Source organism: Microbacterium allomyrinae (assembly GCF_020682705.1).
Classification (GTDB): domain Bacteria; phylum Actinomycetota; class Actinomycetes; order Actinomycetales; family Microbacteriaceae; genus Microbacterium; species Microbacterium allomyrinae.
This window is the reverse complement of the sequence record NZ_JAGTTN010000006.1, coordinates 198997-224067: the sequence shown is the minus strand read 5'-3', so window position 1 is coordinate 224067 and position 25071 is coordinate 198997. Positions and strand designations below refer to the sequence as shown.

General features: G+C 70.3%; 20 protein-coding genes. 8 read left to right on the top strand and 12 right to left on the bottom strand.

Annotated features, from left to right (window positions below; all coding sequences use genetic code 11):
• Window positions 1-63: 63 nt before the first annotated feature.
• From KEC57_RS16265 to KEC57_RS16250, 4 genes are all read left to right on the top strand, one after another.
• Window positions 64-1404, top strand: a complete 1341-nt coding sequence (locus tag KEC57_RS16265) for a sensor histidine kinase (RefSeq protein WP_229385741.1) — start codon at window positions 64-66, stop codon at window positions 1402-1404.
• Between the two features lies 1 nt (window position 1405).
• The gene (locus tag KEC57_RS16260; RefSeq protein WP_229385740.1) at window positions 1406-2026 is read left to right on the top strand and encodes a response regulator; all 621 of its coding nucleotides are present in this window, start codon (window positions 1406-1408) and stop codon (window positions 2024-2026) included.
• 69 nt (window positions 2027-2095) lie between these two features.
• Entirely contained in the window at window positions 2096-2554 is a 459-nt protein-coding gene (locus tag KEC57_RS16255) for a DUF2871 domain-containing protein (RefSeq protein WP_229385739.1), read from the top strand.
• Window positions 2555-2634: 80 nt separating this feature from the next.
• A complete protein-coding gene (locus KEC57_RS16250; protein WP_229385738.1) occupies window positions 2635-4755 on the top strand; it encodes a RecQ family ATP-dependent DNA helicase in 2121 nt (706 codons plus the stop codon).
• Window positions 4756-4960: 205 nt separating this feature from the next.
• Here KEC57_RS16250 and KEC57_RS16245 read toward each other — a convergent pair whose 3' ends face one another.
• On the bottom strand, window positions 4961-5533 hold the full coding sequence (locus KEC57_RS16245; protein WP_229385737.1) for a hypothetical protein: 573 nt from the start codon (window positions 5531-5533) through the stop codon (window positions 4961-4963).
• Window positions 5534-5891: 358 nt separating this feature from the next.
• Between KEC57_RS16245 and KEC57_RS16240 the strand changes: the two genes are divergently transcribed.
• Together KEC57_RS16240 and msuE are read left to right on the top strand one after the other, a co-directional pair.
• Entirely contained in the window at window positions 5892-6749 is an 858-nt protein-coding gene (locus KEC57_RS16240; protein ID WP_229385736.1) for a sulfurtransferase, read from the top strand.
• 150 nt (window positions 6750-6899) lie between these two features.
• Window positions 6900-7493: an FMN reductase gene (gene msuE, locus KEC57_RS16235; protein WP_229385735.1), complete on the top strand. Its 594-nt coding sequence runs from the start codon at window positions 6900-6902 to the stop codon at window positions 7491-7493.
• A gap of 621 nt (window positions 7494-8114) precedes the next feature.
• On the opposite strand, the gene KEC57_RS16230 is transcribed toward msuE, so the two are convergent.
• The 8 genes from KEC57_RS16230 to KEC57_RS16195 form a co-directional block, all read right to left on the bottom strand.
• On the bottom strand, window positions 8115-9476 hold the full coding sequence (locus KEC57_RS16230) for an LLM class flavin-dependent oxidoreductase (protein WP_229385734.1): 1362 nt from the start codon (window positions 9474-9476) through the stop codon (window positions 8115-8117).
• Between the two features lie 14 nt (window positions 9477-9490).
• Window positions 9491-10840, bottom strand: a complete 1350-nt coding sequence (locus KEC57_RS16225; protein ID WP_229385733.1) for an NtaA/DmoA family FMN-dependent monooxygenase — start codon at window positions 10838-10840, stop codon at window positions 9491-9493.
• 26 nt (window positions 10841-10866) lie between these two features.
• A complete protein-coding gene (locus KEC57_RS16220; protein WP_229385732.1) occupies window positions 10867-11727 on the bottom strand; it encodes an ABC transporter ATP-binding protein in 861 nt (286 codons plus the stop codon).
• Window positions 11717-12664, bottom strand: a complete 948-nt coding sequence (locus tag KEC57_RS16215) for an ABC transporter ATP-binding protein (RefSeq protein ID WP_229385731.1) — start codon at window positions 12662-12664, stop codon at window positions 11717-11719. Before KEC57_RS16215 ends, KEC57_RS16220 begins: the two co-directional genes overlap by 11 nt.
• 10 nt (window positions 12665-12674) lie before the next feature.
• Window positions 12675-13565, bottom strand: a complete 891-nt coding sequence (locus KEC57_RS16210; RefSeq protein WP_229385730.1) for an ABC transporter permease — start codon at window positions 13563-13565, stop codon at window positions 12675-12677.
• 1 nt (window position 13566) lies between these two features.
• Entirely contained in the window at window positions 13567-14616 is a 1050-nt protein-coding gene (locus KEC57_RS16205; RefSeq protein ID WP_229385729.1) for an ABC transporter permease, read from the bottom strand.
• 112 nt (window positions 14617-14728) lie between these two features.
• A complete protein-coding gene (locus KEC57_RS16200) occupies window positions 14729-16264 on the bottom strand; it encodes an ABC transporter substrate-binding protein (RefSeq protein ID WP_229385728.1) in 1536 nt (511 codons plus the stop codon).
• A 249-nt stretch (window positions 16265-16513) separates the two neighbouring features.
• Window positions 16514-18088, bottom strand: a complete 1575-nt coding sequence (locus tag KEC57_RS16195) for an ABC transporter substrate-binding protein (protein ID WP_229385727.1) — start codon at window positions 18086-18088, stop codon at window positions 16514-16516.
• 259 nt (window positions 18089-18347) lie between these two features.
• Here KEC57_RS16195 and KEC57_RS16190 point away from each other — a divergent pair, with 259 nt between their 5' ends.
• On the top strand, window positions 18348-19400 hold the full coding sequence (locus KEC57_RS16190; RefSeq protein ID WP_229385726.1) for an LLM class flavin-dependent oxidoreductase: 1053 nt from the start codon (window positions 18348-18350) through the stop codon (window positions 19398-19400).
• A 189-nt stretch (window positions 19401-19589) separates the two neighbouring features.
• Entirely contained in the window at window positions 19590-19712 is a 123-nt protein-coding gene (locus tag KEC57_RS19015) for a hypothetical protein (protein ID WP_267492724.1), read from the top strand.
• Window positions 19713-20105: 393 nt separating this feature from the next.
• Here the strand turns inward: KEC57_RS19015 and KEC57_RS16185 are convergent, their stop codons facing one another.
• The 3 genes from KEC57_RS16185 to KEC57_RS16175 form a co-directional block, all read right to left on the bottom strand.
• The gene (locus tag KEC57_RS16185; RefSeq protein ID WP_229385725.1) at window positions 20106-21662 is read right to left on the bottom strand and encodes a DUF222 domain-containing protein; all 1557 of its coding nucleotides are present in this window, start codon (window positions 21660-21662) and stop codon (window positions 20106-20108) included.
• Window positions 21663-21750: 88 nt separating this feature from the next.
• The gene (locus tag KEC57_RS16180; protein ID WP_229385724.1) at window positions 21751-23490 is read right to left on the bottom strand and encodes an FAD-dependent monooxygenase; all 1740 of its coding nucleotides are present in this window, start codon (window positions 23488-23490) and stop codon (window positions 21751-21753) included.
• A gap of 114 nt (window positions 23491-23604) precedes the next feature.
• The gene (locus KEC57_RS16175; RefSeq protein WP_229385723.1) at window positions 23605-25023 is read right to left on the bottom strand and encodes an aminotransferase class I/II-fold pyridoxal phosphate-dependent enzyme; all 1419 of its coding nucleotides are present in this window, start codon (window positions 25021-25023) and stop codon (window positions 23605-23607) included.
• Window positions 25024-25071: the final 48 nt, after the last annotated feature.

The following is a 25071-nucleotide window of genomic DNA, read 5'->3' as shown; positions in this document are numbered from 1 at the left end:
ACCCTCGTGACGCGCGCGGCACAGGGGGCCCGGCTTCCTGGCTCGTCGCGCGACAATCGAGGTATGACGGACGCCTCCGGTTCTCGTGCCCCGCTCGCCGGCGGTGTGCCGGGTGCGCGCCTGCGCGCCGTCTCGGTCGCGCGTTGGATGCGCACCGGGCAGACGCTGATCACCGCCGTGCTCCTCGCGGTCGGCGCGACCCGGGCTGTCGTCGACGGCACTTCTGCGGCCTGGGTGGTCGCGGCATCCGTCGTCTTCGCCGGCTGGTACGGCGCCGGTCTGCTGCTCTTCGGACGGGCGGCGCATTCGGGTGGTCAGACGGGGACCGCCGTCGATCCCGCCGTCCCGGCGCCCCCGGCCTGGTGGATCATCGGCCTCGCGGCGATCTGGGTCGGCGCGGTGGTCGTCTCGGCCGAGTTCGTGTGGCTCGCCTTCCCGCTGTGGCTGTTCGCGGGCTACGCGCTGCGCCTGCGCTGGGCCGTGGCGTACTCGGCCGCGGTGTTCGCGATCGTCGTCGCAGCGCCCGTCCTGCACAACGGTGCGCTGACGTACGCCGACGTGATCGGCCCACTGGTGGGAGGGGTGTTCGCGCTCGGGATCTCGCGCGGGTTCCTGCAGCTCGTGCGCGACGCGAGGGAGCGCCAGCGACTGGTCGAGTCGCTCGTCGAGACGCAGCATGAGATGGCGGGGTTGCAGGACGAGCTCGCCCGCACGCAGCGCGAATCGGGCGCGATGGCCGAGCGCACGCGTCTGTCGCGCGACATCCACGACACGGTCGCGCAGTCGCTCACCTCGATCGGCATGCTCGCGCGCAGCGCACAGGAGGCCGCGAGGACGGATGCCGTCGGCCCGATCTCTGCGCGGGGTCGGAAGGTCGCATCTATGCCGCTCGCGCAGATCGAGCGCCTCTCGCATGAGGCGCTCGCCGACGTCCGCCGCATCGTCGCCGCGCTCGCACCGGCGGAGCTCGAGACCGGGGCGCTCGCGGGGGCGCTCGCGAGGATGCTCGAGCGGCTCGCCGACGAGACGGGCATCGCCACCGAGCTGCATGTCGACGAGACCCTGCCGGCCCTGCCCACCGCGACCGAGGTGGCGCTGCTGCGGACCGCGCAATCGGCGCTCGCGAACGTGCGCGCGCATGCGGCGGCGCGCAGAGTCGTGGTGAACCTCGTCGATGCCGAGGAGGCGGTGCGCCTGGACATCGTGGACGACGGCGCGGGCTTCGATGCCGCGGCGTGGGACGCGGCGCGCGACATCACCGATGGCGGGTACGGGTTGCGTGCGATGCGCGACCGCCTCCGGGAACTCGGCGGCGGGCTCGAGGTCGAGAGCGCACCGGGCGACGGCACCGCCCTGTCGGCGCACGTTCCGTTCGGGCTGATGCCCACGGGTGAGGCGAGCTGACATGGCCATCACCGTGCTCCTCGTCGACGATCATCCGATCGTGCGCACCGGACTGCGCGCGCTGTTCGCGCACCGCGACGACGTCGAGATCGTGGGCGAAGCGGCATCCGGAGAAGAGGCGATCGCGCTCGCGGACGAGCTGCATCCGGACGTCGTGCTGTGCGACCTGCGGCTGGGTTCCGGCATGGACGGCGTCGCGACGACGCGCGCGCTGCGGTCGCGGCCGCACGCTCCTGCCGTCGTGATCCTGACGACCTTCGATCGGGACGCCGAGATCCTCGCCGCGATCGAGGCCGGCGCCGCCGGGTACCTTCTGAAGGAGTCGCCCCCCGACGCGATCGTCGCGGCGCTGCGTCACGCGGCTGCGGGAGGACTGGTGTTCGCCCCCGGCATAGAGGAGCGCGTGGTGGCGGGCATGCGGCGCCCTCGCGTGAACCTCACCGACCGCGAGCGGGATGTGCTGAGGCTGCTCGACACGGGCGCCTCGAACCGCGAGATCGCGAAGGCGCTGTTCGTCTCCGAGGCGACGGTGAAGACCCACCTCGTCCACGTGTTCGAGAAGCTCGGCGTCTCCAGCCGCGCCAAGGCGATCGCCGCGGCGCGCGAGTCGGGAATCGTCTGAATCAACCTTTCGATGGATCCACCCCGGCCCGTTCGCGCCGAGGCTGGAAGAAGATTCGAGAGGAATGCCATGCGAAAGCTCTACTACGCCGCCTTCGGCTACATGATCGCCGGAGTGGCTTCGGGACTGTTCTACCGCGAGTTCACGAAGCTCAACGACTTCCCGGAGGGCCAGTTCACGCAGCTGGGTCTCGCCCACACCCACCTGCTCACGCTCGGGTTCATCATCCTGCTGATCGTGCTCGCGCTCGAGAAGGTGTTCGCGCTGTCGCGCTCGCGACTGTTCGGCTGGTTCTTCTGGATCTACAACGCCGGCGTCGTGGTCACCTCGGCGATGCTGATCTGGCACGGCTCGCTCACGGTGCTCGGAGAGGAGTCCTCCAAGATGATCTCGGGCATCGCCGGCACCGGGCACATGCTCCTCACGGCCGGTATGGTGCTGCTGTTCCTCGCGCTGGGCCGCGCTCTTCGTCGCTCGGAAGCGCCGGCGGCGGGCGAGCGGATGCCGCAGGCCCAGGTCGCCGCGTAGGCGCGGGCCTTCCCGGCGCGATGCGCCCTGGCCGCCGTTCCCGCGCGCACGTGTCAGGGGGATGAGGCAGGGTGGAACGCATGACTTCGACGACGTCCACCCGTGACGAGGCGCTCGACGTCCTCCACGCCCTCGTCGGCCGCGACGACGCCGACTTCCACGACGGTCAGTTCGAGGCGATCGAGGCCCTCGTCGACGGTCGCCGCCGGGCGCTCGTGGTGCAGCGCACCGGGTGGGGCAAGTCGGCCGTGTACTTCGTCGCGACGCTTCTGCTGCGCCGGCGCGGCGCCGGGCCGACGGTGCTCGTCTCACCGCTCCTGGCGCTCATGCGCGATCAGATCGCCGCTGCGCAGCGCGCCGGAGTGCGGGCGGTCGCGATCAATTCGACGAACGCGCACGAGTGGGGCGACGTTCTCGCGCAGCTCGACCGTGACGAGGTCGACGTGCTGCTGGTGTCACCCGAGCGACTGAACAACCCGTCGTTCCGCGATCAGCAGCTGCCGCAGCTCGTCCCCAGAATCGGACTCCTCGTCGTCGACGAGGCTCACTGCATCAGCGACTGGGGCCACGACTTCCGCCCCGACTACCGACGGCTGCGCGACCTCATTGCGCGCATGCCGGTGGGCGTGCCCGTGCTCGCGACCACCGCGACCGCCAACAGCCGCGTCGTCGCCGACGTCGCCGAACAGCTCGGTGCGCTCGCCGGCGACGGCGCCGAGGCGGCCGACGTCCTCACCATCCGCGGCCCCCTCGCGCGCACGTCGCTGCGCCTGGGCGTGCTGCGGCTGCCCGATGCGCCGAGCCGGCTCGCCTGGCTGATCAGCCACCTCGGCGATCTGCCGGGTTCGGGGATCATCTACACGCTGACCGTCGCCGCCGCGAACGACACCGCGCGGCTGCTGCGCGACCGCGGGTACGAGGTGCGCGCCTACACCGGGCAGACCGACACCGACGAGCGCGAAGAGTCCGAGGGACTCCTCAAAGACAACCGGGTCAAGGCGCTCGTCGCCACCAGTGCGCTGGGCATGGGGTTCGACAAGCCCGACCTCGGATTCGTCGTGCACCTCGGCGCGCCGTCGTCACCGGTCTCCTACTACCAGCAGGTCGGGCGCGCCGGCCGAGCGACGGCATCGGCCGATGTGCTCCTGCTCCCCGGCGTCGAGGACCGCGAGATCTGGCACTACTTCGCCACCGCGTCGATGCCCGACCGCGAACGAGCCGAGCGGGTGCTCACGGCGCTGTCGGCGTCGCGCTCGCCGATGTCGACCCCCGCGCTCGAGGCCGTGGTCGACATCCGCCGCACTCCGCTCGAACTGCTGCTCAAGGTGCTCGACGTCGACGGGGCGGTCGCCAGGGTGCAGGGCGGCTGGATCGCGACGGGCGAGCCGTGGGTCTACGACGAGGAACGCTACCGCCGGATCGCCGCTGAGCGGGTCGCCGAGCAGCAGCACATGATCGAGTACGAAGAGACGCGCGAGTGCCGCATGGAGTTCCTGCAGCGCTCGCTCGACGACGATTCCGCGGCCCCGTGCGGTCGCTGCGACAACTGCACGGGCGCGTGGTTTCCGACCGCCATCGCTCGAGAGGCGACGGATGCCGCATCCGCCGCCCTCGATCGCGTGGGCGTGCCGATCGAACCGCGGCGGCAGTGGCCGACGGGTGCGGATCGGCTGGGCGTCGCGGTGAAGGGACGCATCCCGGCCGGCGAGCAGTCGGAGGAGGGCCGGGCGCTGGCCCGCCTCACCGACCTCGGATGGGGCGGCACGCTGCGCGAGATGTTCGCGGCGGGCGCCCCGGATTCCCCGGTGCCGCCGAACGTGCTCGCGGCGTGCGTGCGCGTGCTGGCCGATTGGGGGTGGGCAGAGCGCCCGGTCGCCGTGGTCGCCATGCCGTCGCGCTCGAAGCCCCAGCTGGTGGCATCGCTGGCGCGCGGCATCGCCGAGGTCGGGCGCCTTCCGCTCGCCGGCACCCTCGATCTCGTGGAGGGTGGTCCGACCGGGCAGCCCGGCGGCAACAGTGCCTTCCGGCTCGCCGGCGTCTGGGGGCGATTCAGCGCCGCCGGGATCGAGCTGCCCGCGGGTCCCGTGCTGCTGGTCGACGACTACGTCGACAGCAAGTGGACACTGACCGTCGCTGCGCGCGAGCTCCGCCGCGCCGGCGCCACGGCTGTGCTCCCGTTCGCGCTCGCCCTACGCGGCTGACCCACGGGGTACTGGAGCGCGAACCCCCACCCGATTGCGGGGCGCTGATCGCGGTGCGGTGTTGATCGTGGTGCGGTGTTGATCGTGGTGCGGTGTTGATCAAGGTGCGGTGTTGATGGCGGTGCGTTGGCGATGGTGATGGCAGTGGCGTGGTGATGGCAGTGGCGTGGTGATGGCGGTGGCGTGGTGATCGCGCCGCTCGGGATCAGCCGGGCGTGCCGGGCGTGCCGGGCGCCTCGTCCGGTCCACGGGGCCGCCGCGGCCGGCGGACGATGAGGTAGACGACCGCAGCCGCGACGAGCAGCCCGAGGCCGATGGCCCACGGCACCCAGGCGGTCGACGACGCGTCCGTCTCGGCACCCGCGTCAGCGGTCGGTGACGCGGATGCCGTCGACGAGGGTGTCGCTGTGGCGGTCGTCGTCGGCGAGGTGGTCGGGCTGGGCTCCGGCGCCACAGTGGGTTCCGGTTCGACGGTGGGTTCCGGCACCACGGTCGGTTCCGGTTCGACGGTGGGCTCCGGTTCGACGGTGGGCTCCGGTTCGACGGTGGGCTCCGGTTCGACGGTGGGCTCCGGTTCGACGGTGGGCTCCGGTTCGACGGTGGGCTCCGGGGCCACGGTCGGCGTCGGCTCCGGACGAGGAGGCAGCGTTCGTGTCGCGGTGGGTGTGGGCAGCGCGGTCGGGAGGGTCGTGGGCAGCGCAGTCGGCAGCTCGGTCGGGAGCGCAGTCGGCAGGGGGATCCCGCCTTCGCAGCCCGAGAGCACGATCGCGGCGGCCACGATCGCGGCCCCTGCCCAGAGGCGAACCAGGTGTGGTCGTCTCGACATTCGCGCCTGCGGCATCCGGTCCCCCGTCATCGTCCTGGCTGAATCGTAGGGCCCCGGCCCCGCGAGGCCGGCGACCATCGTCGGGCGCGTTCTTTCGACATGCTCGTCGCTGCACGCGCCATGTCATCGAAGCCGGCGTCGTGGAACCGCTTTCATCCGCGGGAATCCGTGCGTCACGCGAGGGGCGGGCCGGGCTGCGGGCCCGGGAACACGCGGCTCACATGACGTTGTATTGCGCCGCGTGTCGTCGTGTCGCGGCGTGTGTCGTCACGGCATTCCGTCGGGCCGCGCCCAGGACGAGCATGGCCCAATGGCCTCCCCACTCATCTCGGCGACCGAGCTCGCCGACCTCATCCGCGACGGCGGCGCACCGCGGCTGCTCGACGTGCGCTGGCGCCTCGATCAGCCCGAGGGACGGCCCGCATATCTCGACGGTCATCTTCCCGGAGCCGTGTACGTCGACCTCGACAACGAACTCGCCCGTCGCGGGGATCCCCGGCAGGGGCGGCATCCGCTCCCGGCACGGGAACAGCTGCAGGAGGCGGCGCGGCGCTGGGGCATCCACGCCGGAGACACGGTCGTCGCCTACGACGACGTGCACTCGGTGGCCGCTGCCCGCGCGTGGTGGGTGCTGACCCGGTCCGGGCTGCCCGATGTGCGTGTGCTGGACGGCGGGCTGCGCGGCTGGCTGGCCGAACGTCTGCCTCTGGAGACGGGCGACGTGCTGGCCCCGCGCGGAGATGTCGTGCTCTCGGACATCACCGAGGGCGTCGCCGCCATCGACGACGTCGAGGAGTGGCCCGATCACGGCCTGCTGCTCGATGTGCGGGCACCCGAACGCTACCGGGGCGACGCCGAGCCGCTGGATCCGGTCGCCGGTCACATTCCGGGTGCCGTGAATCTGCCGACGACCGTGCATCTGACGGCCGGAAAGTTCCGCTCACCCGATGAGATCCGCGCCTCGTTCGCTGCTGCCGGAGTCGCCGACGGCATAGCCGTGGCCGCGTACTGCGGGTCGGGCATCGCAGCGACGCACACCGCGCTGGCCGGTGTGCTCGCCGGCATCGAGGTCGTCGTCTACCCCGGATCGTGGAGTCAGTGGTCGCGTACCCGTGGCCGTCTCGCCGCCGTCGGCCCTGCTCCCTCGCTCGATGTGATCCCGCTGTGACCGAGCTCCTCCACTCCCTCGGAAAGGAAACCCCATGACCACCGCGACACCCGACACCGTCGACGTCCTCGTCGGCGTGCAGGAGGGCGGCGCCGTCGACGTGCATCGCCTCCGCCATCCCACGCCCGTCTCTGCACGGGAGCAGTCGCGATGAGCGTGGTGCTGCCCAACGACCGGCCGCTGCGCGTGGTCGGCGTCTCGGGCTCGCTTCACGAGCCGAGCCGCACGACCGCCCTCGTGCGGACGATCCTCGAGCGGATCGGGGAGCGCGTGCCTGCGGAGACGACATTGATCGAGGTGGCCGCGCTCGGCCCGAGCTTCGCGGGGGCCCTGCGCCGCGACGAGGTCGCCCCCGAGGTCGAGCAGGCGCTTCAGACGATCGAATCGGCCGACCTGATCGTGGCCGCGAGTCCCGTCTACCGGGCCTCGTTCACGGGACTGTTCAAGCACCTGTTCGACTTCGTGGGTCAGTACGAGCTCGTCGGCACGCCGGTGCTGGTCGCTGCGACCGGCGGCGGGGAGCGCCATGCGCTCATCCTCGAGCACCAGCTGCGGCCCCTGTTCGGCTTCTTCCAGGCGCTCACCCTGCCGATCGGCGTGTACGCCTCGAACAGCGACTTCACCGATTACGAGCTCACCTCGCCCGACGTCGTGCGCCGGGTCGGCCAGGCCGTCGACCGGTCGCTGCCGCTCATCGAGCAGGCGTCCGCGATCCGCTCCTCGGAGTACGTCGCGACCTGGTGACGCACTGACGGATGCCGCGACCCGCGCCTGTGCGCGAGGGTCGCGGCATCCGTCATTTCCGGCACGCCGGCGCGCGGTGTCACCGCGTCGGTGCGGGAGGGCGCGCGGTGTCCGTCGTTCCGGCGCATCGCGTCACCCCGGCTGTGCGCGAGGGCGCGGTATCCGTCGTTCCGGCACGCCGGCGCGCGGTGTCACCGCGTCGGTGCGGGAGGGCGCGCGGTGTCCGTCGTTCCGGCGCATCGCGTCACCCCGCTGTGCGCGAGGGCGCGGTATCCGTCGTTCCGGCACGCCGGCGCATCGCGTCACCCGGCTGTGCGCGAGGGCGCGGTATCCGTCGTTCCGGCACGCCGGCACGCCGGCGCGCCGGGGCACCGCGTCGGTGCGGGAGGGCGCGCGGTGTCCGTCATTTCCGGCACGCCGCGACCCACCCCCGCCTCTGCACGAGGGCGCAGCATCCGTGCCCGGCGTCGCCACTCCGCCTGTGCGCGAGGGTCGCGGCATCCGTCGTCCCCGCGCATCGCGTCACTCGCCTCTGCCCGCGCCGCGGGATCAGCCCGAGGGCATGACGAAGGGGAGGGCACCGGCCGGAAGCCGGCGCCCTCCCCTCTGGTCTGGACTCGCTCAGACGCCGGCAGGCACGGCCTCCGCCTGCCGGGCGGCCTCGTAGCGATTCTGCGGAACCTGCAGACCGAGGTTGCCACGCAGCGTGTCGGACTCGTACTCGGAGCGGAACAGGCCCCGCTCGACGAGGATCGGGACGACCTCGTCGATGAAGCGATCCAGCTGTGCAGGATGCCCGGCGTGGATGTTGTAGCCGTCGACGCCGTACGCCTCGAACCACTCCTGGAGGCGCCCGGCCACCGTCTCGGCGGTTCCCACGAACGGACCGGGGGCTCGGCGCAGGCTGTTGTCGACGACCTGGCGAAGCGACCATCCGTTGTCTGCGGCGAGGCCGGCGATCCGCTGCGCCCCCGTGCGGAAGCTGTTCTCGGCGAAGATGAGCGTCTGCTGCGGGAACGGCTCGTCGAGCTCGTACTGGCGGAAGTCGTGCCAGCCGAACGAACGTCCGAGTTCGGCGAGAGCCTGGTCGAACGAGTGATCCGAGGTGCGATAGTGCTGTTCGAGCTCGCGTGCCTCGTCCTCCGTGTCGCCCACGATCACGCCGACTCCCGGAAGGATGACGAGGTCTTCGGGGCGCCGGCCGTACGAGTTGACGGCGCGCGTCTTGATGTCGTCGTAGAACGCCTTGGCCTGCGCGAGCGTCGCCGCGTGGGTGAAGATGCCCTCGCCGACTTCGGCGCCGAGGTCCCGCCCTTGAGCGGAGTCGCCCGCCTGGAAGATCACCGGCTGCCCCTGCGGCGGTCGCTCGAGGTTGAGCGGTCCGGCGACCGAGAAGTGCTCGCCGCGATGATCGAGAGCGTGGAGCTTGTCGCTGTCGAGGAAGCGCGCCGTGGCCCTGTCGCGGGGGAGCGCGTCGGGTTCGTACGAGTCCCACAGCGCCCGCACGAGCTTCACGTGCTCGCTCGCTCGTCCGTAGCGGGTGTCGTAGTCGTAGTGCTCGTCGAGCCCGTAGTTGCCGGCGGTGCCGGCATCGCCGCTGGTGACGACGTTCCATCCCGCACGGCCGCCGCTGATGTGATCGAGCGAGCCGAAGCGGCGGGCGACGTTGAAGGGCGCGTTGTACGAGGTCGTCAGGGTTCCCACGAGCCCGATGCTGCGGGTCCGCGTCGCGACGCCCGACAGCAGCGTGAGCGGCTCGAGGCGGCTCAGGTAGTGGGGCGGGGAATCCGGCGTGATGAACTGGCTGTCCACGATGAAGACGAGGTCGAACTTCGCAGCCTCCGCCTTCAGCGCATTCGCGATGTACCACTCGATGTCGACGCTCGCGTTCGCGGGGATCGCCGGGTCGAGCCACAGATTGTGGTTGCCGGGACCGCCCGCGCCGGTCAGCACGAGGCCCAGCTTGATCTGACGCTTCACCATGTGCGTCTCCTCTCTCAGAGGCTCGCGGCGGCGAGCTCGGACGTAACCGCGAAGCGGTTCTCGGGAATGCGCAGGCCGAGGTTGCCTCGGAGCGTGTCGGACTCGTACTCGGTGCGGAAGATCCCGCGCTCCTGCAGGATGGGCACGACCTCGGCGGCGAACTGGTCGATGTCGTCGGGCGTGCGCAGGCGCAGGTTGAGGCCGTCGGCGGCGCGGCCGCGGAACCACCGCTCGATGGTGTCGGCGACGGTGGCCGGCGAGCCGATGAACGGCGACGGCTTGTACTGGGTGAACTCCAGCACCGTCTCGCGCAGCGTGAGGCCGCCTTCGCGGGCTCGCTCCAGGATCTTCGTGCCGCGCGTGCGGCCGCCCTTCTCGGCCTCGGCGGCCAGGTCGGGGAAGGGGGCGTCGAGATCGTGGACCGAGAAGTCGTACGCCCCGAAGGCGCGGCCGAATGCGGCGAGCTTGCGGTCGAAGTCGTTGTCGGCCTCGTAGATCTCGCGAGCGAGGCTCTGGGCTTCGGCATCCGTCGCCGCGATCACGGGGCTTGCCCCCACGAGGATCACGAGGTCGTCCCACTCGCGGCCGACGGCGGCCAGGCGCCCCTTGACGTCGGCGTAGTACTCCGCGGCCGAGTCGAAGTCCTCACCGGGGGCGTAGATGCCTTCGGCCACGTGCGCCGCGAGGTTGCGGCCCTCTTCCGACACTCCGGCTTGGAAGATGACCGGCTGACCCTGCTTCGAGCGCGAGAGGTTCAGAGGGCCGTCGACGCGGAAGTGCTCGCCGCGGTGGTTGAGCGCGTGCAGCTTGTCGGGGTCGAGGAAGATCCCGCGCTCGATGTCCGCGATGAACGCGTCGTCCTCGTACGAGTCCCAGAGGCCGCGCACGACCTCGACGGCCTCGAGCGCGCGGCCGTAGCGGGTCTCGTAGTCGAGGTGCTCGTCGAGGCCGTAGTTGCGCGACGTCCCCGTGTCGAAGCTGGTCACGACGTTCCAGCCGGCGCGGCCGTCGCTGATCTGGTCGAGCGAGCCGAAGCGTCGCGCGAGGTTGAACGGCGAATTGTAGGTCGAGCTGGCGGTGCCGATGAGTCCGAGGCGGGTGGTGTGGGTCGCGACGGCCGAGAGGAGGGTGAGCGGCTCGAGCCGGTTCAGGTAGTGCGCCGGGTAGGTGGCGTTGATGAACTGGCTGTCGACGATGAAGAGCGCGTCGAACTTCGCGGCCTCGGCCTGCTGTGCGCGGGCGATGTACCAGCGGATGTCGATGCTCGCGTCCTTCGGGATGCGGGGATCCTTCCACAGGCTGTGCTGGGCGGGCCCTCCGACGCCATAGACGCTGAGAGTGAGCTTGAGCTTTCGTTCGGACATGTTCGTTCTCCTGAGTGGGGGGTGTGTCAAGACGGTTCGAAGAGCCGGCGGAGCTCGGCACGACGTTCGCGGTCGATGGCGCCCGACGAGAGGGTCGGTGCGGACCCGACCAGCAGACGGGTGTACGGATGCTCGGGACGGTTGACGATGTCGGTGGTGGCGGCGGTCTCGACGAGTTCGCCCCGGTAGAGCACGATCACGCGGTCGGTGACGCCGGCGACCGAGCCGAGATCGTGCGAGATGAACACGAGCGAGGTTCCGTTCGCACGCAGCGTGTTGAGGATCTCGAGCACGGCGACCCGGTTCGCGGCGTCGAGCGCGCTGACCGGCTCATCGAGGATCAGCACCCGCGGCTCGGTCGCCAGCGCCCTCGCGACCAGAACACGCTGCCGCTGGCCGCCGGACAGCTCTCCGGGAAAGCGTTCCAGCAGCGAGGAGTCCAGGCGCACCTGCTCGAGCCGGTAGACGATCCGGTCGCGGATCTGCTGTCGCGACAGCCGGCGCTGCACCTGCAGCGGCTCGGACAGGGACTGCTCGATCGTGAGATCGGGATCCAGCGCCCGCAGGGGATCCTGGAAGACGTACTGGATGATCCCGCGGCGGCGGAAGTCACGCCATTGCCGCAGGCCGAATCCGGTGACGTCCTCGCCCGCGATCCGCACGCGGCCGGAACTCGGACGCACGAGACCGACGATCGCGCGGGCCAGCGTCGACTTTCCCGAGCCGGTCTCGCCGATGAGGCCGACCGACTCCCCTGCCGCGACCTGCAACCCGGCGTCGAAGATGACCTGGGTGCGCTCGCGGCCGGTGCCGTAATGGACGGCGAGGTGCTCGACCTCGACGAGCGGATCGCCCGGGGCGGACAGGCCGCCCCGCTCACGCGACACGTCGGGCTCCTTCGGCGTCGACCAGGGCCTGTGATCCCGTGGCGGCGGGTGGTGCGTCCTCACCGGTGCGGAACCGGTCGAGCCCGTAGTGGTTGTGCTCGTCGATCAGCAGCCGGGTGTAGTCGTGCGACGGATCGAACAGGATGCTGTCGGTCGGGCCGTGCTCCACGACCGCGCCGTCACGCAGCACCAGCACCTCGTCGCACGTCTGCGCCACCACGGCGAGGTCGTGCGAGACCACGATGAGCGACAGCCCGTGCTGGGTCTTCAGATCCAGCAGCAGGTCGAGGATCTCGGCCTGGACGGTCACATCGAGCGCGGTGGTCACCTCGTCGGCGATCAGCACCTGCGGATCGAGCGAGATCGCCGCCGCGATCAGCACACGCTGCAGCATCCCGCCCGAAAGCTCGTGCGGATACTTGCGGTACACGATCTGCGGATCGCGCAGACGCACGTCTGCGAGCAGCTGGAGGGCGCGGGCCTTCGCCTCGCGGCGGCTCACCCGGCGCTTGACCCGGATCACCTCGGCGATCTGCGCACCGACCCGGATGGACGGGTTCAGATACGAGCCGGGGTCCTGGAACACCGCCGTGATGCTCGTGCCGAGCAGGTTCGTCCACTCGCGCGGGGTGAGAGTCGCGACATCCCGGCCGAGCAGCTCGATGCGGCCGCCCGAGACCTCGAAGAGCCGAGGCAGGATGCCGAGCACGGCGCGGCAGGTGAGGGTCTTGCCGCTGCCGGACTCGCCCACGATGCCCACGACGTGACCACGACGTAACTCGAACGAGACGCCGTGCACCACATCCTTCCCGGTGTGCTGGTTGCGGATCCGCACGTCTTCGACGCGGAGGACGACGTCCGCCTCGTCTGCGGTGTCGGCGGCGGCCGCGACGATGTCGTTCTCTGCGGTGAGTACGGCGCTCAGTGTGTCGGTCATGTCATCCTCCTCATGCGCTCGCGACGGCGGATTCGCGCGTCGTGTCGTTCTTCTTGCGTCTGCCGGACCCCTGCTCGGCCAGCAATGCGCGCCCGGACTCGCCCGCGACATCCCGGATCACGTCCGCGAGCAGATTGAAGGCCCACACCGTGACCATGATCAGAACCGTCGTGAACAGCGGCGCGTAGGGGCGGTAGTTGAGATAGCCGAGGTCCGAGGCCAGCACTCCGCCCCACGTCGGCGCGGGCGGCTGGACGCCGATGCCGAGGAAGGTCAGGCTCGAGACCACGACGAAGCCGATGCCCATCGTGTTGGCGAGGGCGATCGCGATCGGCGGCAGCACCTTGGACCACACGTGCGTGCGGACGATCCATCCCGTCGAGGCACCCGCGAGGATCGCGGACTCGACGTACTGCGAGCGCGCCACCGAGAGCGTCGCGGCCCGGGCGACCCGATAGAACAGCGGCGAGACCAGGATGCCGACGGTGAGCATCGCCTGCGGGATCCCGTTGCCGAGGAGGGCCGTCACGGCCACGGCGAACACGAGGAACGGCAGCGCGATGAGGGTGTCGACGAAGCGGAGCGTGAACCACTCGAAGACCCGGCCGAAGTACACCGACAGGATGCCGGGGATGGCGCCGACCACGAGGGCGATGAGCGCGACCTGGACGGCGCCCAGCACACTCACCGTCGACCCGGCGAGGATCCGGCTGAGGACGTCGCGTCCGAGGTAGTCGGTGCCGAGCCAGTGCGCCGCGGTCGGATGCGCGAGAGCGTCGTCCGTTCCCTGCAGCGGGTCGAAGGGCGCGAGCGCCGGGCCGAAGACGGCCAGGAACGTGATGAGCACCAGGAAGGCGACCGCGAAGCGGCCGGCGGGAAGGCGCAGAACTCGTCGGATCACGTCATACCCCTCTCGCCGAAGCGGGATTGAGCCGCACGAGCAGCACGTTGACCACCAGGTTGAACAGGACCACCAGCACGATCGCCACGACCAGCACGCCCTGCACGGCCGGCACGTCGCCGCGGCTCGCCGAGTCGGCGGCGAACTTGCCGTAGCCGGCGAGTCCGAAGATGGCTTCGGTGACGACGGCGCCACCGAGCAGGTTGGGGAACTTCATGCCGAGGACGGTGAGGGCGGGCCCGCTGCCGTTGCGCAGCACGTGCACGAAGAAGATGCGCTTCGGTCCGAGGCCGCGAACGACCGCTCCGGTGACGTAGTTGTCGCGGTACGCCTGGACGAGGCCCGTCCTCATCTGTCGCGCGACATCGGCCACGGTGTCGAAGCTGAGCGCGATCGCGGGCAGCCACAGGTGCCACAGCCACTGATCGAAGCCGCCGCGCTCGATCGGCACGTATCCGGCCGAGGGGAACCATCCGAGTCCCACCGCGAAGACCGCGACCAGTGCGATGCCGACCACGAACGAGGGCATCACCGAGATGAACGTGGTGAACGCCGTGATCGAGCGGTCGATCCACGTCGTCTGGAACACGGCGGCGAGTACGCCGAAGCCGAAGCCGAACACGATGCCGATCAGCAGCGCGAGTCCGGCGACCGACAGGCTGATCAGCGCGCGCGACGCGAGCAGGTCGGCGATGCTCGCGCCGTTGTACCAGCTCTCGCCGAGGTCGCCGCGTGCGATGCCGGTCAGCCAGTCCCAGTACTGCACGATGAACGGGCGGTCGAGTCCCCATTCGTGCTCGAGCGCGGCGATCTGCTCGGGCGTGGCCGACTCCGACAGCTGCAGGTGGGCGGGGCTGAGCCCGCTGAGTTCCTGGAGCGCGAAGGTGATGAATGTCGCGAAGAAGAACACCGTCGCGAAGACGACCAGCGAGTGCAGCAGGAACCGGACCGAGCGATGGCCCCCGCTCGACCGCTTCGAGGATGCCGTGCGACCGGCAGAGGTGGCGGGGGTCTCCGTGGTGCGGTGGGGATCGATGGTGGCGATGGCCATGGCTGCTCCCTTCTCGTGGTGCGCGGGTCTCGTGGTGTGCGGTCTCGTGGTGTGGGGGGATCTCGTGCCGAGGTGGGGCGGTGCCCGGCATGGCCGGGCACCGCCGCGAGGCCTACGGCTCGATGGTCACGCCGGTCAGGTGGATCTGACCGGGGATCTGCGGCAGATCCGAGACCTTGGGGGACTTGACGATCAGGGTCGGCGCCCCGAACGTGAAGATCAGTGCGCCGCTCTGGAGGCCGACACGCGTGGCCGCCTGCAGGTTCTCCGCATAGTCGGGGCTGTCCAGCGGCGTCTCGCGCGCCAGCGCGACGGCCTCTTCGAAGCCCTCCGGCTCGTACGGGCTCGACAGGTTGAGCGGGCCGTCGGGGCCGAAGTGGGCGGTGAGGGTCTGCACCGGCGACTCGCGTCCGGTCGTGCCGTAGGTCGACAGCGTCAGGTCCTTCGCGAAGAACGGACCCGCCCAGTCGGGAGCGACCTGGATGTTGGCGGTGATCCCGATCGCGGCGAGCTGCGACTGGACGATCTCGTTCGACACCGACTCGGCGCTCACGACGAAGTCCACGACGATCTCTCCGGGCGCGTACCCGGCATCGGCGAGGATCTTCTTCGACTTCTCGGGGTCGTACGGCCAGAGGTCGGCCGACTCCTCGTCGTAGGCGATGTACCCCTCGGGGAACGGCTGGGTCGTGGTGTAGCCATGGCCGAACGCGACCTTGTCGAGGAACTCCTGACGGTCGATCCCGTACCGGACGGCTTCCACGACGGCCGGGTCGTTGAAGGGAGCCTTGTTGATGTTCAGGCTGATGTTCGATGCCGAGTAGACGGGATGCTGTGCGACGTCGAGCCCGGCGTCCACCGCGGCGTCGTACTGCGAGGCCTGCAATCCGTACGCGAAGTCGTACACCCCGGTGCTGATCGAGGCGACCAGCGTGGACGGCTCGGGAGCCGTCGAGAGTTCGACGCGGTCGATGTGGATGTTGTCGGCATCCCAGTAGTCGTCGTTCTTCTCGAAGTAGATGTGTGACTCGGGCACGTACTCCACGACGGTGAACGGGCCGGCGCCGACCGGCCACTGGTCCAGCTTCTCGGGGTCCTCCGCGGCCTTCGGGCTGGTGATCTGTGCGACACGGCGGCCCAGCAGCAGCGGGATCTGGTGGTCGACCTGGGTCAGGTGCACCGTGACGTCGAGGTCGCTGTCGGCTGTGACGCTCTCGATCGAGGTCAGGTCGCCGTGCAGCGCCGAGTTCTCCTGCGTCTTCGCGCGCTCGATGTAGAGCTTCACGGCCTCGGCGTTCACCGGCTCGCCGTCCTGGAACTCCAGGCCCTCGCGGAGGTGGAAGGTGACCTCGTCGCCGGCGTCGTTGTACTCCCAGCTCTCGGCGAGTCCGGGGGCGGCGTTGCCGTCCTCGTCGATCTCGGTCAGCGAGGCGTAGGCGAGCGCCGTGAGGTTGAAGCTGAACCCGCTGCCCTGCACGATGGGGTCCCAATGCGCGGGCAGGGTGGCGGCCCACCGCAGCACGGCGGGCTCGGTGCTCTCGGCAGCGTCGCCCGTGCTGTCGGCGGCGCTGGCGCAGCCCGTCAGCGCGAGGGCGCCCACGAGAGCGGCCGCGACAGCGGCTCGCAGTCCGGTGAGTCTGATGACCATGACAATTCCGTTTCAATCGGGTGACTTTGTATCAGCATGGGAACCGGGCGAGATCGGGGCGATTCGGCCGGAAACACGCGGTAATGGAAGGTCTGTGGCTGACGGATGCCGCGCATCGCAGTTCGTCGTGAAGTGGAAAGTGTGACGAATCACGGCGCTTTGTGCACCCGTCAATTCGTCCGATTTCGTCGCGTTGCGTTTTGTGTCGGAGGGGTGGGCCGGTGCCTTGCGCGGCCCACCCCTGCGCGATCACTCGCCGACGGTGACGCCCTTCCAGCTCAGCTGGCCCTGGATGGTCGGCAGATCCGACACCTCGGTCGACTTCGCGTAGAACGCGGGGACGGTGTAGAGGTGGACGGTGGGCGAAGTGGCCACGCCCGCGCGGGTCGCCTCGCGCAGCAGGCGCTCATAGTCGGGGGAGTCCAGCGGCGTCTCGCGGATCGTGCGCAGCGCCGACGTGAACTCGTCCGACACGTACGGCGAGCTGAGGTTCAGGACGCCGTCGCGGTCGTAGTTCGCCGTGAGGGCCTGCACCGGGGAGTCGCGGCCGAAGTAGCCGTAGAGCGACAGCGGCGTCTCTTTGCCGAAGTAGCCCACGCGCCAGTTCGGATCGATGTCGATCGTGACGTCGATGCCGATCGCTCCGAGCTGCTCCTGGATGATCTCGGCGGTCGGGTTCTCGACCGAGATCGACAGCGGGATCGCGAGCTCTCCGGGCTCGTAGCCGGCCTCGGCCAGGATCTTGGAGGCCTTCTCGGGGTCGTAGTCCCAGACATCCTCCGACTGCTCGTCGTACGCGATGTACCCCGGCGGGAAGGGCTGATCGACCGCCTTGCCGTAACCGAGGGTCACCTTGTCGACGATCTCGTCGCGGTCGATCGCGTGCTTGATCGCCTCGACCACGGCGGGGTCGGTGAACGGCTCCTTATTGACGTTGATGCTGAGGAAGTTCACGAACCACGCGTACTGGTCGCCGAACCAGACGTCGAGATCGGCATCCTCCGCCTCTTTCACCGACTTGGCCTCGATGATGGCGAAGTTGTAGACGCCCGTCTGCAGCGATTTGACGATGGTCGAGCCGTCGATGCCGAACTCGATCTCGATGCGGTCGATGTGGATGTTGTCGGCGTCCCAGTAGTCCTCGAACTTCTCCAGCACGATGCGGCTCTCGGGAACGAGTTCGACCACCTTGAACGGGCCGGCGCCGATCGGCTCCGACACGTTGAGCTTGTCGGGGTCGGCGGCGGCCGCCTCGGCGCTCGTGATGAGCGCGCCCCGCACGCTCAGCAGATAGGGGATCTGATAGTCGACCTGGGTGAGGTGCACCGTCAGGGTGAGGTCGTCGTCCACCGAGACGGACTCGATGGTCGCGTAGTCGCCGATCAGTGCCGAGTTCTGCTGGGTCTTGGCGCGTTCGATGAACGCGGCGACCGCGGCGGCATCGACCGGTGTGCCGTCGTGGAAGGTCTGTTCCGGCCGCAGGTGGAAGGTCACCGCATCGCCGGTGTCGTTGTACTCCCAGGACTCGGCGAGGCCGGGTGCGAGGTTTCCGGACTCGTCGATCGAGGTCAGCGATTCGTAGATCGGCGTGAGATATCGCGTGCTGGCGGTGCTTCCAGTGACGATCGGATCCCAGTTGGCGAACGGCTGCGTCACCGCCCAGCGGATCACCTGCTCCTCGTCGGGCGCCGATTGTCCGGCCGGCGCGTTCGAGGCGCACGCCGACAGGAGGGTCGCTACGGCCGCGGCGAGCGCGAAGGTTCTGACGAGTCTGCGCGTGCGCGCTCTCGGTCGCCCTGCATTGTCGACGGATGGGCTGCTCATGGATGGGCCTCTCGGTGCGATTCGCTCTCCGTCGGGTTCGACGGCGTTCCCGAGAGTGTGGGAACCGGACAAGGCCGCGCGCGACGGGCGTCGACATTCTGACTCATAGTCGGTCACAAAATGACACACATTCCATTCATGTGCCACGTCGGTTGTGCGTATTGTTCAGGACTGCATACGGTCGTCCTCGTCGCACCTTCGCCTGCCCGCGGTGCGTCGAACCGATGCGGATGCGTGTCCGCGCAAGGAGGAGCTCACGATGGCCGCTGCGATCCCCGACGATCCGAGCGCCGCAGCGGACGGCGCACCGCCCAGGCTGGGGCATTTCGCGGTGCCCCCGCTGACGGGGGATCCGCACCGCGACTACCGCGCGATCATCGACCTCGCGGTCCACGCGGAGAGCGTGGGCTTCGACTCTTTCTGGGTCGCCGAAGGCCACGTCGCGACGAACGGGCTGCCCGCGGCGCTCACCTTCCTCGCCGCGCTGTCGCAGCGGACGGCCTCGATCCGCCTGGGAACGGCCGTGATCGCCCTGGCCTTCGAGAACCCGATCGCGCTCGCCGAGACGGCGGCGGTGGTCGACGTCCTGAGCGACGGCCGACTCGAGCTCGGCCTCGGCAAGAGCAACCGCGGGGGGTGGGCCTCGCCCGCCTTCGAGGCGTTCGATCTCGACGAGGGCGACCGGGACGCGCTGTTCGCCGCCGCGCTCGACCGGTTGCGGGGCACTCTCTCGGGCCGAGCCGCGGATCGCGCCGTGGAACTGTATCCGAGAGCCGAGCACCTGGGCGAGCGTCTCTGGCAGGCGACGAGTCGTGCCGCCACCGCGGCCGCCGCCGGTCGTGCCGGTGATGGCCTCCAGCTTCACCGCAAAGCGGCCGAGGGCGACACGGGGGCTGCGCAGGCCCGGCTCATCGACGCCTATCTCGCGGAGTTGCCTGCGAGCTCCGTGCCGCGGATCGCGGTTTCGCGGGTCGTGCTGCCCGCGCGGGATCGCGCCGAGGCGCTCGCGCTGTATCGCCGGTACGCCGAGGGCAGCCCTGCCTACTATCGGCGTGCGGATCTGACTCGCGGCGTCGAAGAGCACCTCGTCGACGCCAACATCGCGTTCGGCTCGGTGGATGACATCCTGGGGTCGCTCGGGGCGGATGCCACGGCTCGGCGTTCGACGGAGATCCTCTTCAGCATCCCGCTCCCGTTCGATGCGCCGGAGTACCGCGACGGCTTGACGACTCTCGCCCGCGACATCCACCCGCACCTCGGCTCTCCGGAACGTGCTCCGGCGATTCCCGTACTCCCGCGCGTGGCGGGGTGACAACTACGCGGGTGTTGATGGTCGGAGGACTCGGCCATGGTGACGACCCGGCCTTCGTGCTGACCTCGGCCATCGTGCTGACCCGCGCCTCGTGACCCCTCGGTCGTGGTGATCCCGGCCTTCCTGATGACCCGGCCTTCGTGATGGCCTCGGCCTTCGTGATGACCCGCGCCCCGTGACCCCTCGGTCGTGCTGACCCCGGCCATCGTGCTGACCCCGGTCTTCGTGCTGGTTCCGGCCTTCGCGCTGACCCCGGCCTTCGTGATGACCCCGGCCTTCGTGATGACCCGGGCGCTTCGTGACCCTCGGTGATGGTGACGACCGTCATTTGGCGGTGAGATTCTGCGCGCCCAGCCTTGGTCGCGAGGTCTGACGAGCTCGGCCGTGCTGGTGAGCGCCGCACGTGTCGCCTCGGACGTGCCAGCCGGCGCTTGTGCGCCGGTCGCCGCGAGGCGTGCGGGCGTCGTGAAAGGTCCCGAGTCTTCGTGCCAGGTCCGGGGATGTCTGGCGATCTGGTCGGCGGAGGGTCTGGAGTTCGCCGAGGTGCCGGGCTGGCGACCATCACCGGTAGCGGGTACTCGGCGACTCCGGCGCATGGGTCGGTGCAGATCTGGGAATCGCGGTCGCGAAGCATCGTCCTGTCCTCCCCTGACGTCGGCCCACAGAACCAGCCTCGACCCACCGCAAATGACCGTGATCGCCCGCTCACGCAACACGGCGGAATCGTCTGGGGGGTGGGTCGAGGTCGGCCCAGGCATAGCGGAGTGCCAGACGTGGCGCGAGAACGATCGGGGTGCCCCTGCCGGGCGGCGGATGAAGGACGAAGTCGCCGCGCCCCTGTCGGGTGATGCGCCAGCCGCCGTGGTGCAGTTCCGTGTGATGCCAGCGGCAGAGCAGGACGCCGCGGTCGATGTCGGTGCGGCCGGAATCGCGTACCCATTCGTCGATGTGATGCGCTTCACAGTAGGAGGCGGGGCGGTCGCAGCCACGCCAGCGGCAGCCGCCGTCACGCGCCGCGAGGGCGATTCGCTGCCGTGGAGTGAACAGGCGTGCCTCACGGCCGACATCGAGGGGGCTGCCGGTGGTGTCGAGAGTGCACGGCACGGTGCCGGTATCGCACACCTGCTGCCGCACCAGCCACGCGGGGATCGAGGTCTGGTCGTCCTCGACGAGTGCGACAGCGGGTTCGCCGCTTGCGTCGGCGTCGGCAGCGGCGCGTGTCACGAGGACTCGCACGCCCGCCTGGCGGGTTCCGAACACGGTCGCCGCATCCGCGAGCGCTCCGGCGCGGAGCACATCGAGGAACAGGTCGTAGGCGAGCTGATCGTTGCTGCGGGGGTCGGCGATCAGCTCGTCCGCGCGCGCCTTCTCGTCGGGGTCGACGAACCTGGGTCCGCCTCGTCGCGGCCGCAGCGCGGAGTCGAGGATCGTCTGGGCCCACGCGCCCCCGAGATCGTCGAACACGATCGATCCCCGACGCACACCGTCGGCATCCCGCCACAGCCGGAAGGCCCGCTCGTCGAACTGGTCGTCGAATCGCCGCTGCGCGCCTTCGGGATCGAGTTGATCGCGCACGGTGCGCGCTGTGCGGCCGAGCTCTTCGACCGTGCGCTCTTGCGCCTCGACGATGAGATGCTCGGCCGCGACCGACCAGGCTTCGCGTGCCTCCGCGACCGCGTCGGCGTCACCATCGGCGTCACCGTCGGCGTCATCCGGAGCAGCGTCGGCCGGCGCGGGCGGGTTGCCGAGCCCGCGCAGGATTGCGTCGTGCTGCGCGGAACCGATGATTCCTGCCAGCAGTGCGCGCCCGAGCGGTGCATGCCACGGCTCAGGCAAGGGCACCACGGTCGACCCCGCGCCCTCCGTATCGGCCGCGGTCGCAGCATCTGCCACCGCGTCGTCGTCGGGCTCGATCACCGCTGCCGCGCGCAGGGCTTCACCCAGGCGCACGTGCTTCGCGGCCTCTGCCCTCGTCGCACCGGTGATCTCTTGGATCAGCGAGGCCGGAGACCGATGGCCGAGCTTCTGCGCGAGCCCGTCATGACCCGCCTCTCGCGTCGACCGTGCGGCGGCGACGCCGGCTGCGGCGATGCGGACCTTCTCGCCGGCGCGCACCAGACCCGTCGCAGCCTCGAGGGCCGCGACGACGCTCTCGTCACCCAGCCGCTCGACCAGCGCCGGCAGATGCTCGGCCTCGACGTCGCCCCCGAACGCATCGCGCAGCACTTCGAGGTGCTGAGCGAGATCGGAGAAAAAGGCCATGATTCATACTCTCGCCTCCCTCCGACATCCGAAGATAAATACGACGAGTGGGCCGACGGCATTCGCCGGCCCACTCGTCGCGGCGGAATCAGATCGCTGCTGTCAGCTCCTGCCGGGCCGGCTCGATCGTCGCCGGCGCCGTGCGGCCGTAGGCGAGGTCCAGCACCGCACCGGCGTCGACGTCCTGGCCTGTCCCGCGCCAGGCGACGTGGTGGTCCGGGCGCACCAGCGCGTAGGGCGCACCGTAGAGCGCCTGCGCGCTCGCATCGGCGAGGTGGATCACCTCGAGATCGATGGACCGATCGGCCGCGGCCTGCTCGAAGAGCGCGACGGCGGATGCCTCCTTCGACAGCACCAGCAGGACCACGTCGCCTCGGATCCGGTCGTAGAGCGTGCCGCCGAAGGGATCGATGACTCCGTTCGGCGCCCGGTGGCCGGGCAGGCCGCTCGGCTCGTAGGTGCGCGCATCCCAGGCCGCCTCGCGGGCCGTCTGCTCCGGCTCGTACCAGACGACGGGGGAGTCGTCGTAGCGCTCGTCGAACTGGACGCCCCAGTCTGGACCCGCGCCGCGCGCGAGGATCTCACCGATGACACGTCTGCGCTCTTCGGCCTCGGGGGTGACATCGTCGTCGGCGGGGAATCCGAGCGCTCGCGCGTCGGCGACGTTGTGCTCGGTCGCGTCGGCGCGCGCCTTGGCCGCGGCGCCGACTCGGCGGTTGTGCAGGCGACGCTCCCGATCGTAGGAGTCCAGCAGAGCATCGCCGCCCGTGCGATGCAGCACGGCGGCGAGCTTCCAGCCCAGATTGAACACGTCGCCGAAGCCCTCCCCGAGGTTGCCGCCGGGAGTGCGCACGTGTGCGGCATCCCCCACCAGCAGCACCCTGTCGCGACGGAACTGCCGCGCAAGTCGCGTGCTCTTGAAGTACGGCGTCGCGTCGAGGAGTTCGAGCTCGACATCCGATCCGAAGGCGGCGCGCGCGATGTGCAGCAGCTCTTCGGGTGTCGGCACGTGATCGAGGGGGTAGGGGCCCGCATAGACGCGCCAGTCGGTCTCGCTCAGCGCCGCCAGGAACCCGGAGTGCACGTCGTTGACGATCACGTTCGAGCCGCTCGGGAAGGGATCGCCTCCGACGTAGTCGCCGACCGTGCGCACGACGAACCGGAAGTGCCGTTCCGTCGCGTAGGCCCCCTCGCGTTCGATGCCCGCGAGCTGTCGCACCGTGCTGCGCGCGCCATCGGCTCCGACCAGGTACTTCGACCGCACGACACGGCGGGCGCCGACCTCGATGTGCTCGAGGGTCGAGGTGATGCCGTCGGCGTCCTCCTCGATCCCGACCAGACGCCAGCCCCCGGCCACGACCACGTCGATATCGGCGAGCTGGTCGAGGAACGCCTGCTGCAGTGCGGTCTGGGGCCTGCGGATCGACGATGCGAACGAGAAGGGATGAGCCGGGCGCGTGTCGAACGCCGGACGCTCGACGCTGCGCAGATCATGGCCTGCCAGCGAGGTGCGCAGCTGCGTTCCGAGGTTCCACTCGGGCGGGAAGGTCCAGCCGCGTCGCACCCGGTCGGCGACGCCCCACTGCTGGAAGAACTCCACCGTCCGGGCCGAGTGCCCCATCGCTCCGGCGCGTTCCAGGCGGAACGACGTCGCGGCGTCGACGACGGCGACGTCCACGCGATGGCGGTGCAGCTCCAGCGCGGTCGCGAGTCCGGCCGGTCCCGCGCCCACCACGAGCACTTCGACTTCGCGAGGCGGTGTGCTGCGGGGCAGCAGCACCGAATCGACGTGCCGCTCGCCGCGGCTGATCTCGTTCTTGGCAACCATGTGCAATTCCTCCGGTGTTCAGACGAGGCAATTGTTCGTCCGGAGGCAGCGAGCGCGTTCTGTGTCCTGTTACATAACGACATGCAGGGTCAGGAGCCGCGCGTGCACAAGGTGTCAGTCGAAGAACTCGCGCGTTCCGCCGCGTGCCGCCTTCGCCACCTGATCCGCGAGCTCGGCGATCGCGTCGGCGTCGTCGGGGAGCTGCAGCGGCGAGATGCGGATGACGCTGCGCTCGGGCGCGGCGATGAACACCCTGCTGCCCGGGGCCACCGAGATCCCCTTCGCCGCGAGCGAGACGAGCGCGTCGGTCTCGTCGTCGACGTCGACCCAGAGCACGAGGCTGCGCGGGCCCGTCTCGACCGTCAGGCCCCGGCTCTCGAGCGCCGCGCGCAGCGACTCGCGGCGGGTGGCGTAGACGTCGCGCGCCTCTGCGACCGACGCCGCGGCCGCCGCGCTGCCGACGAGGTGCGCGAGCGCGTTCTGCAGGATGCGGCTGTTGGAGCCGACCCCATGGCTGCGCAGGGCGATGGTGCGTTCGACGAGATCGCGGCTGCCTCCGAGCACCGAGGTGCGCACGTCGATGCCGTAGGCCTTGCAGTAGCTGCGGACGCGGATCACCTGCCCGGGAAGAGCGACGCCCAGGCTCGGGGACTCGACGGCGGCCAGGGGACCGATCGCGTCGTCCTCGACCACCCAGACGCGCCGGGGCGAGTCCGCGATGACGTCGGCGAGCTCGGCCGCCCGCTCCGGCGTGGTCCGGCCGTGGAGGGCGAACTCGCCGCCCGGCTGCACGACGAACGCCGTGGCGCCGGCATCCACGGCCGCGCGGAGTGACGCGGAGGTCGGGCCGTCGTCGTCGGATGCCACGCCGATCGGCGTGAGCGAGAGCACGCGCAGCGTGTCGAGCAGGCCGGGGCTCGCGGGTTCGTGCACGGCCACGAGCGAACCCGGCTCGGCGGCCGCGGCGACGGCGAGCAGCAGCGCCTCGGTGCCGCCGCCTGCAGTCGCCCATGCCTCCGCGGCGAAGGGCCACGTCGGAGCCACCGCGCGGCGCAGCGGATCGGTCATGTACTCGCGGCCGAAGACGTTCAGGCTCTCGTCGGCGAGGCTCTCGAGCAGGGCGTTGCGCAGGCCCGGCTGCAGCGAGATGTCAGGTGCGCACTGGTGCAGGTCGACGGTCGCCCACGTGCGCGGTGCCGCCGCGCCGCGGCCGGTCGCTCGTGCGCCCGTCGTCCGGTCGGACTCGGAGCCGTCGCCCAGCCCGTCGTCGACGACGATGGTGCCGCCGCGGCGGTGGGTCTCGATGAGACCCGCGGCGCGGAGCTGGTTCCAGACCGCCAGGACCGTGCCGGGGCTGAGGTCGGCGGCGCGGGCCAGCTCGCGGATGGTCGGAAGCCGCGTGCCGACGGCGAGGTCCCCTGCGGTGACGAGGGCGACGATCCCCTCGCCGATCTCCCGGGCGCTGCGGCCGGGGATGCGCTGCAGCAGCCACGATGCGGACGCCGTCCGATCCGATGCGTCGACGACCGTCATGTCCATCCCCCTGCAGTCAGGCGCGGCGGTCCGGGACTGCCAACCCCG

Excerpts from the sequence above, each read along its gene's own strand:
- KEC57_RS16240 (WP_229385736.1), top strand. The coding sequence starts at position 5,892 with ATGGCCTCCCCACTCATCTCGGCGACCGAGCTCGCCGACCTCATCCGC.
- KEC57_RS16200 (WP_229385728.1), bottom strand. The coding sequence starts at position 16,264 with ATGGTCATCAGACTCACCGGACTGCGAGCCGCTGTCGCGGCCGCTCTC.
- KEC57_RS16225 (WP_229385733.1), bottom strand. The coding sequence starts at position 10,840 with ATGTCCGAACGAAAGCTCAAGCTCACTCTCAGCGTCTATGGCGTCGGA.
- KEC57_RS16205 (WP_229385729.1), bottom strand. The coding sequence starts at position 14,616 with ATGGCCATCGCCACCATCGATCCCCACCGCACCACGGAGACCCCCGCC.
- KEC57_RS16250 (WP_229385738.1), top strand. The coding sequence starts at position 2,635 with ATGACTTCGACGACGTCCACCCGTGACGAGGCGCTCGACGTCCTCCAC.
- KEC57_RS16230 (WP_229385734.1), bottom strand. The coding sequence starts at position 9,476 with ATGGTGAAGCGTCAGATCAAGCTGGGCCTCGTGCTGACCGGCGCGGGC.
- KEC57_RS16265 (WP_229385741.1), top strand. The coding sequence starts at position 64 with ATGACGGACGCCTCCGGTTCTCGTGCCCCGCTCGCCGGCGGTGTGCCG.
- msuE (WP_229385735.1), top strand. The coding sequence starts at position 6,900 with ATGAGCGTGGTGCTGCCCAACGACCGGCCGCTGCGCGTGGTCGGCGTC.
- KEC57_RS16255 (WP_229385739.1), top strand. The coding sequence starts at position 2,096 with ATGCGAAAGCTCTACTACGCCGCCTTCGGCTACATGATCGCCGGAGTG.
- KEC57_RS16215 (WP_229385731.1), bottom strand. The coding sequence starts at position 12,664 with ATGACCGACACACTGAGCGCCGTACTCACCGCAGAGAACGACATCGTC.
- KEC57_RS16190 (WP_229385726.1), top strand. The coding sequence starts at position 18,348 with ATGGCCGCTGCGATCCCCGACGATCCGAGCGCCGCAGCGGACGGCGCA.
- KEC57_RS16175 (WP_229385723.1), bottom strand. The coding sequence starts at position 25,023 with ATGACGGTCGTCGACGCATCGGATCGGACGGCGTCCGCATCGTGGCTG.
- KEC57_RS16180 (WP_229385724.1), bottom strand. The coding sequence starts at position 23,490 with ATGGTTGCCAAGAACGAGATCAGCCGCGGCGAGCGGCACGTCGATTCG.
- KEC57_RS16260 (WP_229385740.1), top strand. The coding sequence starts at position 1,406 with ATGGCCATCACCGTGCTCCTCGTCGACGATCATCCGATCGTGCGCACC.
- KEC57_RS16185 (WP_229385725.1), bottom strand. The coding sequence starts at position 21,662 with ATGGCCTTTTTCTCCGATCTCGCTCAGCACCTCGAAGTGCTGCGCGAT.
- KEC57_RS16195 (WP_229385727.1), bottom strand. The coding sequence starts at position 18,088 with ATGAGCAGCCCATCCGTCGACAATGCAGGGCGACCGAGAGCGCGCACG.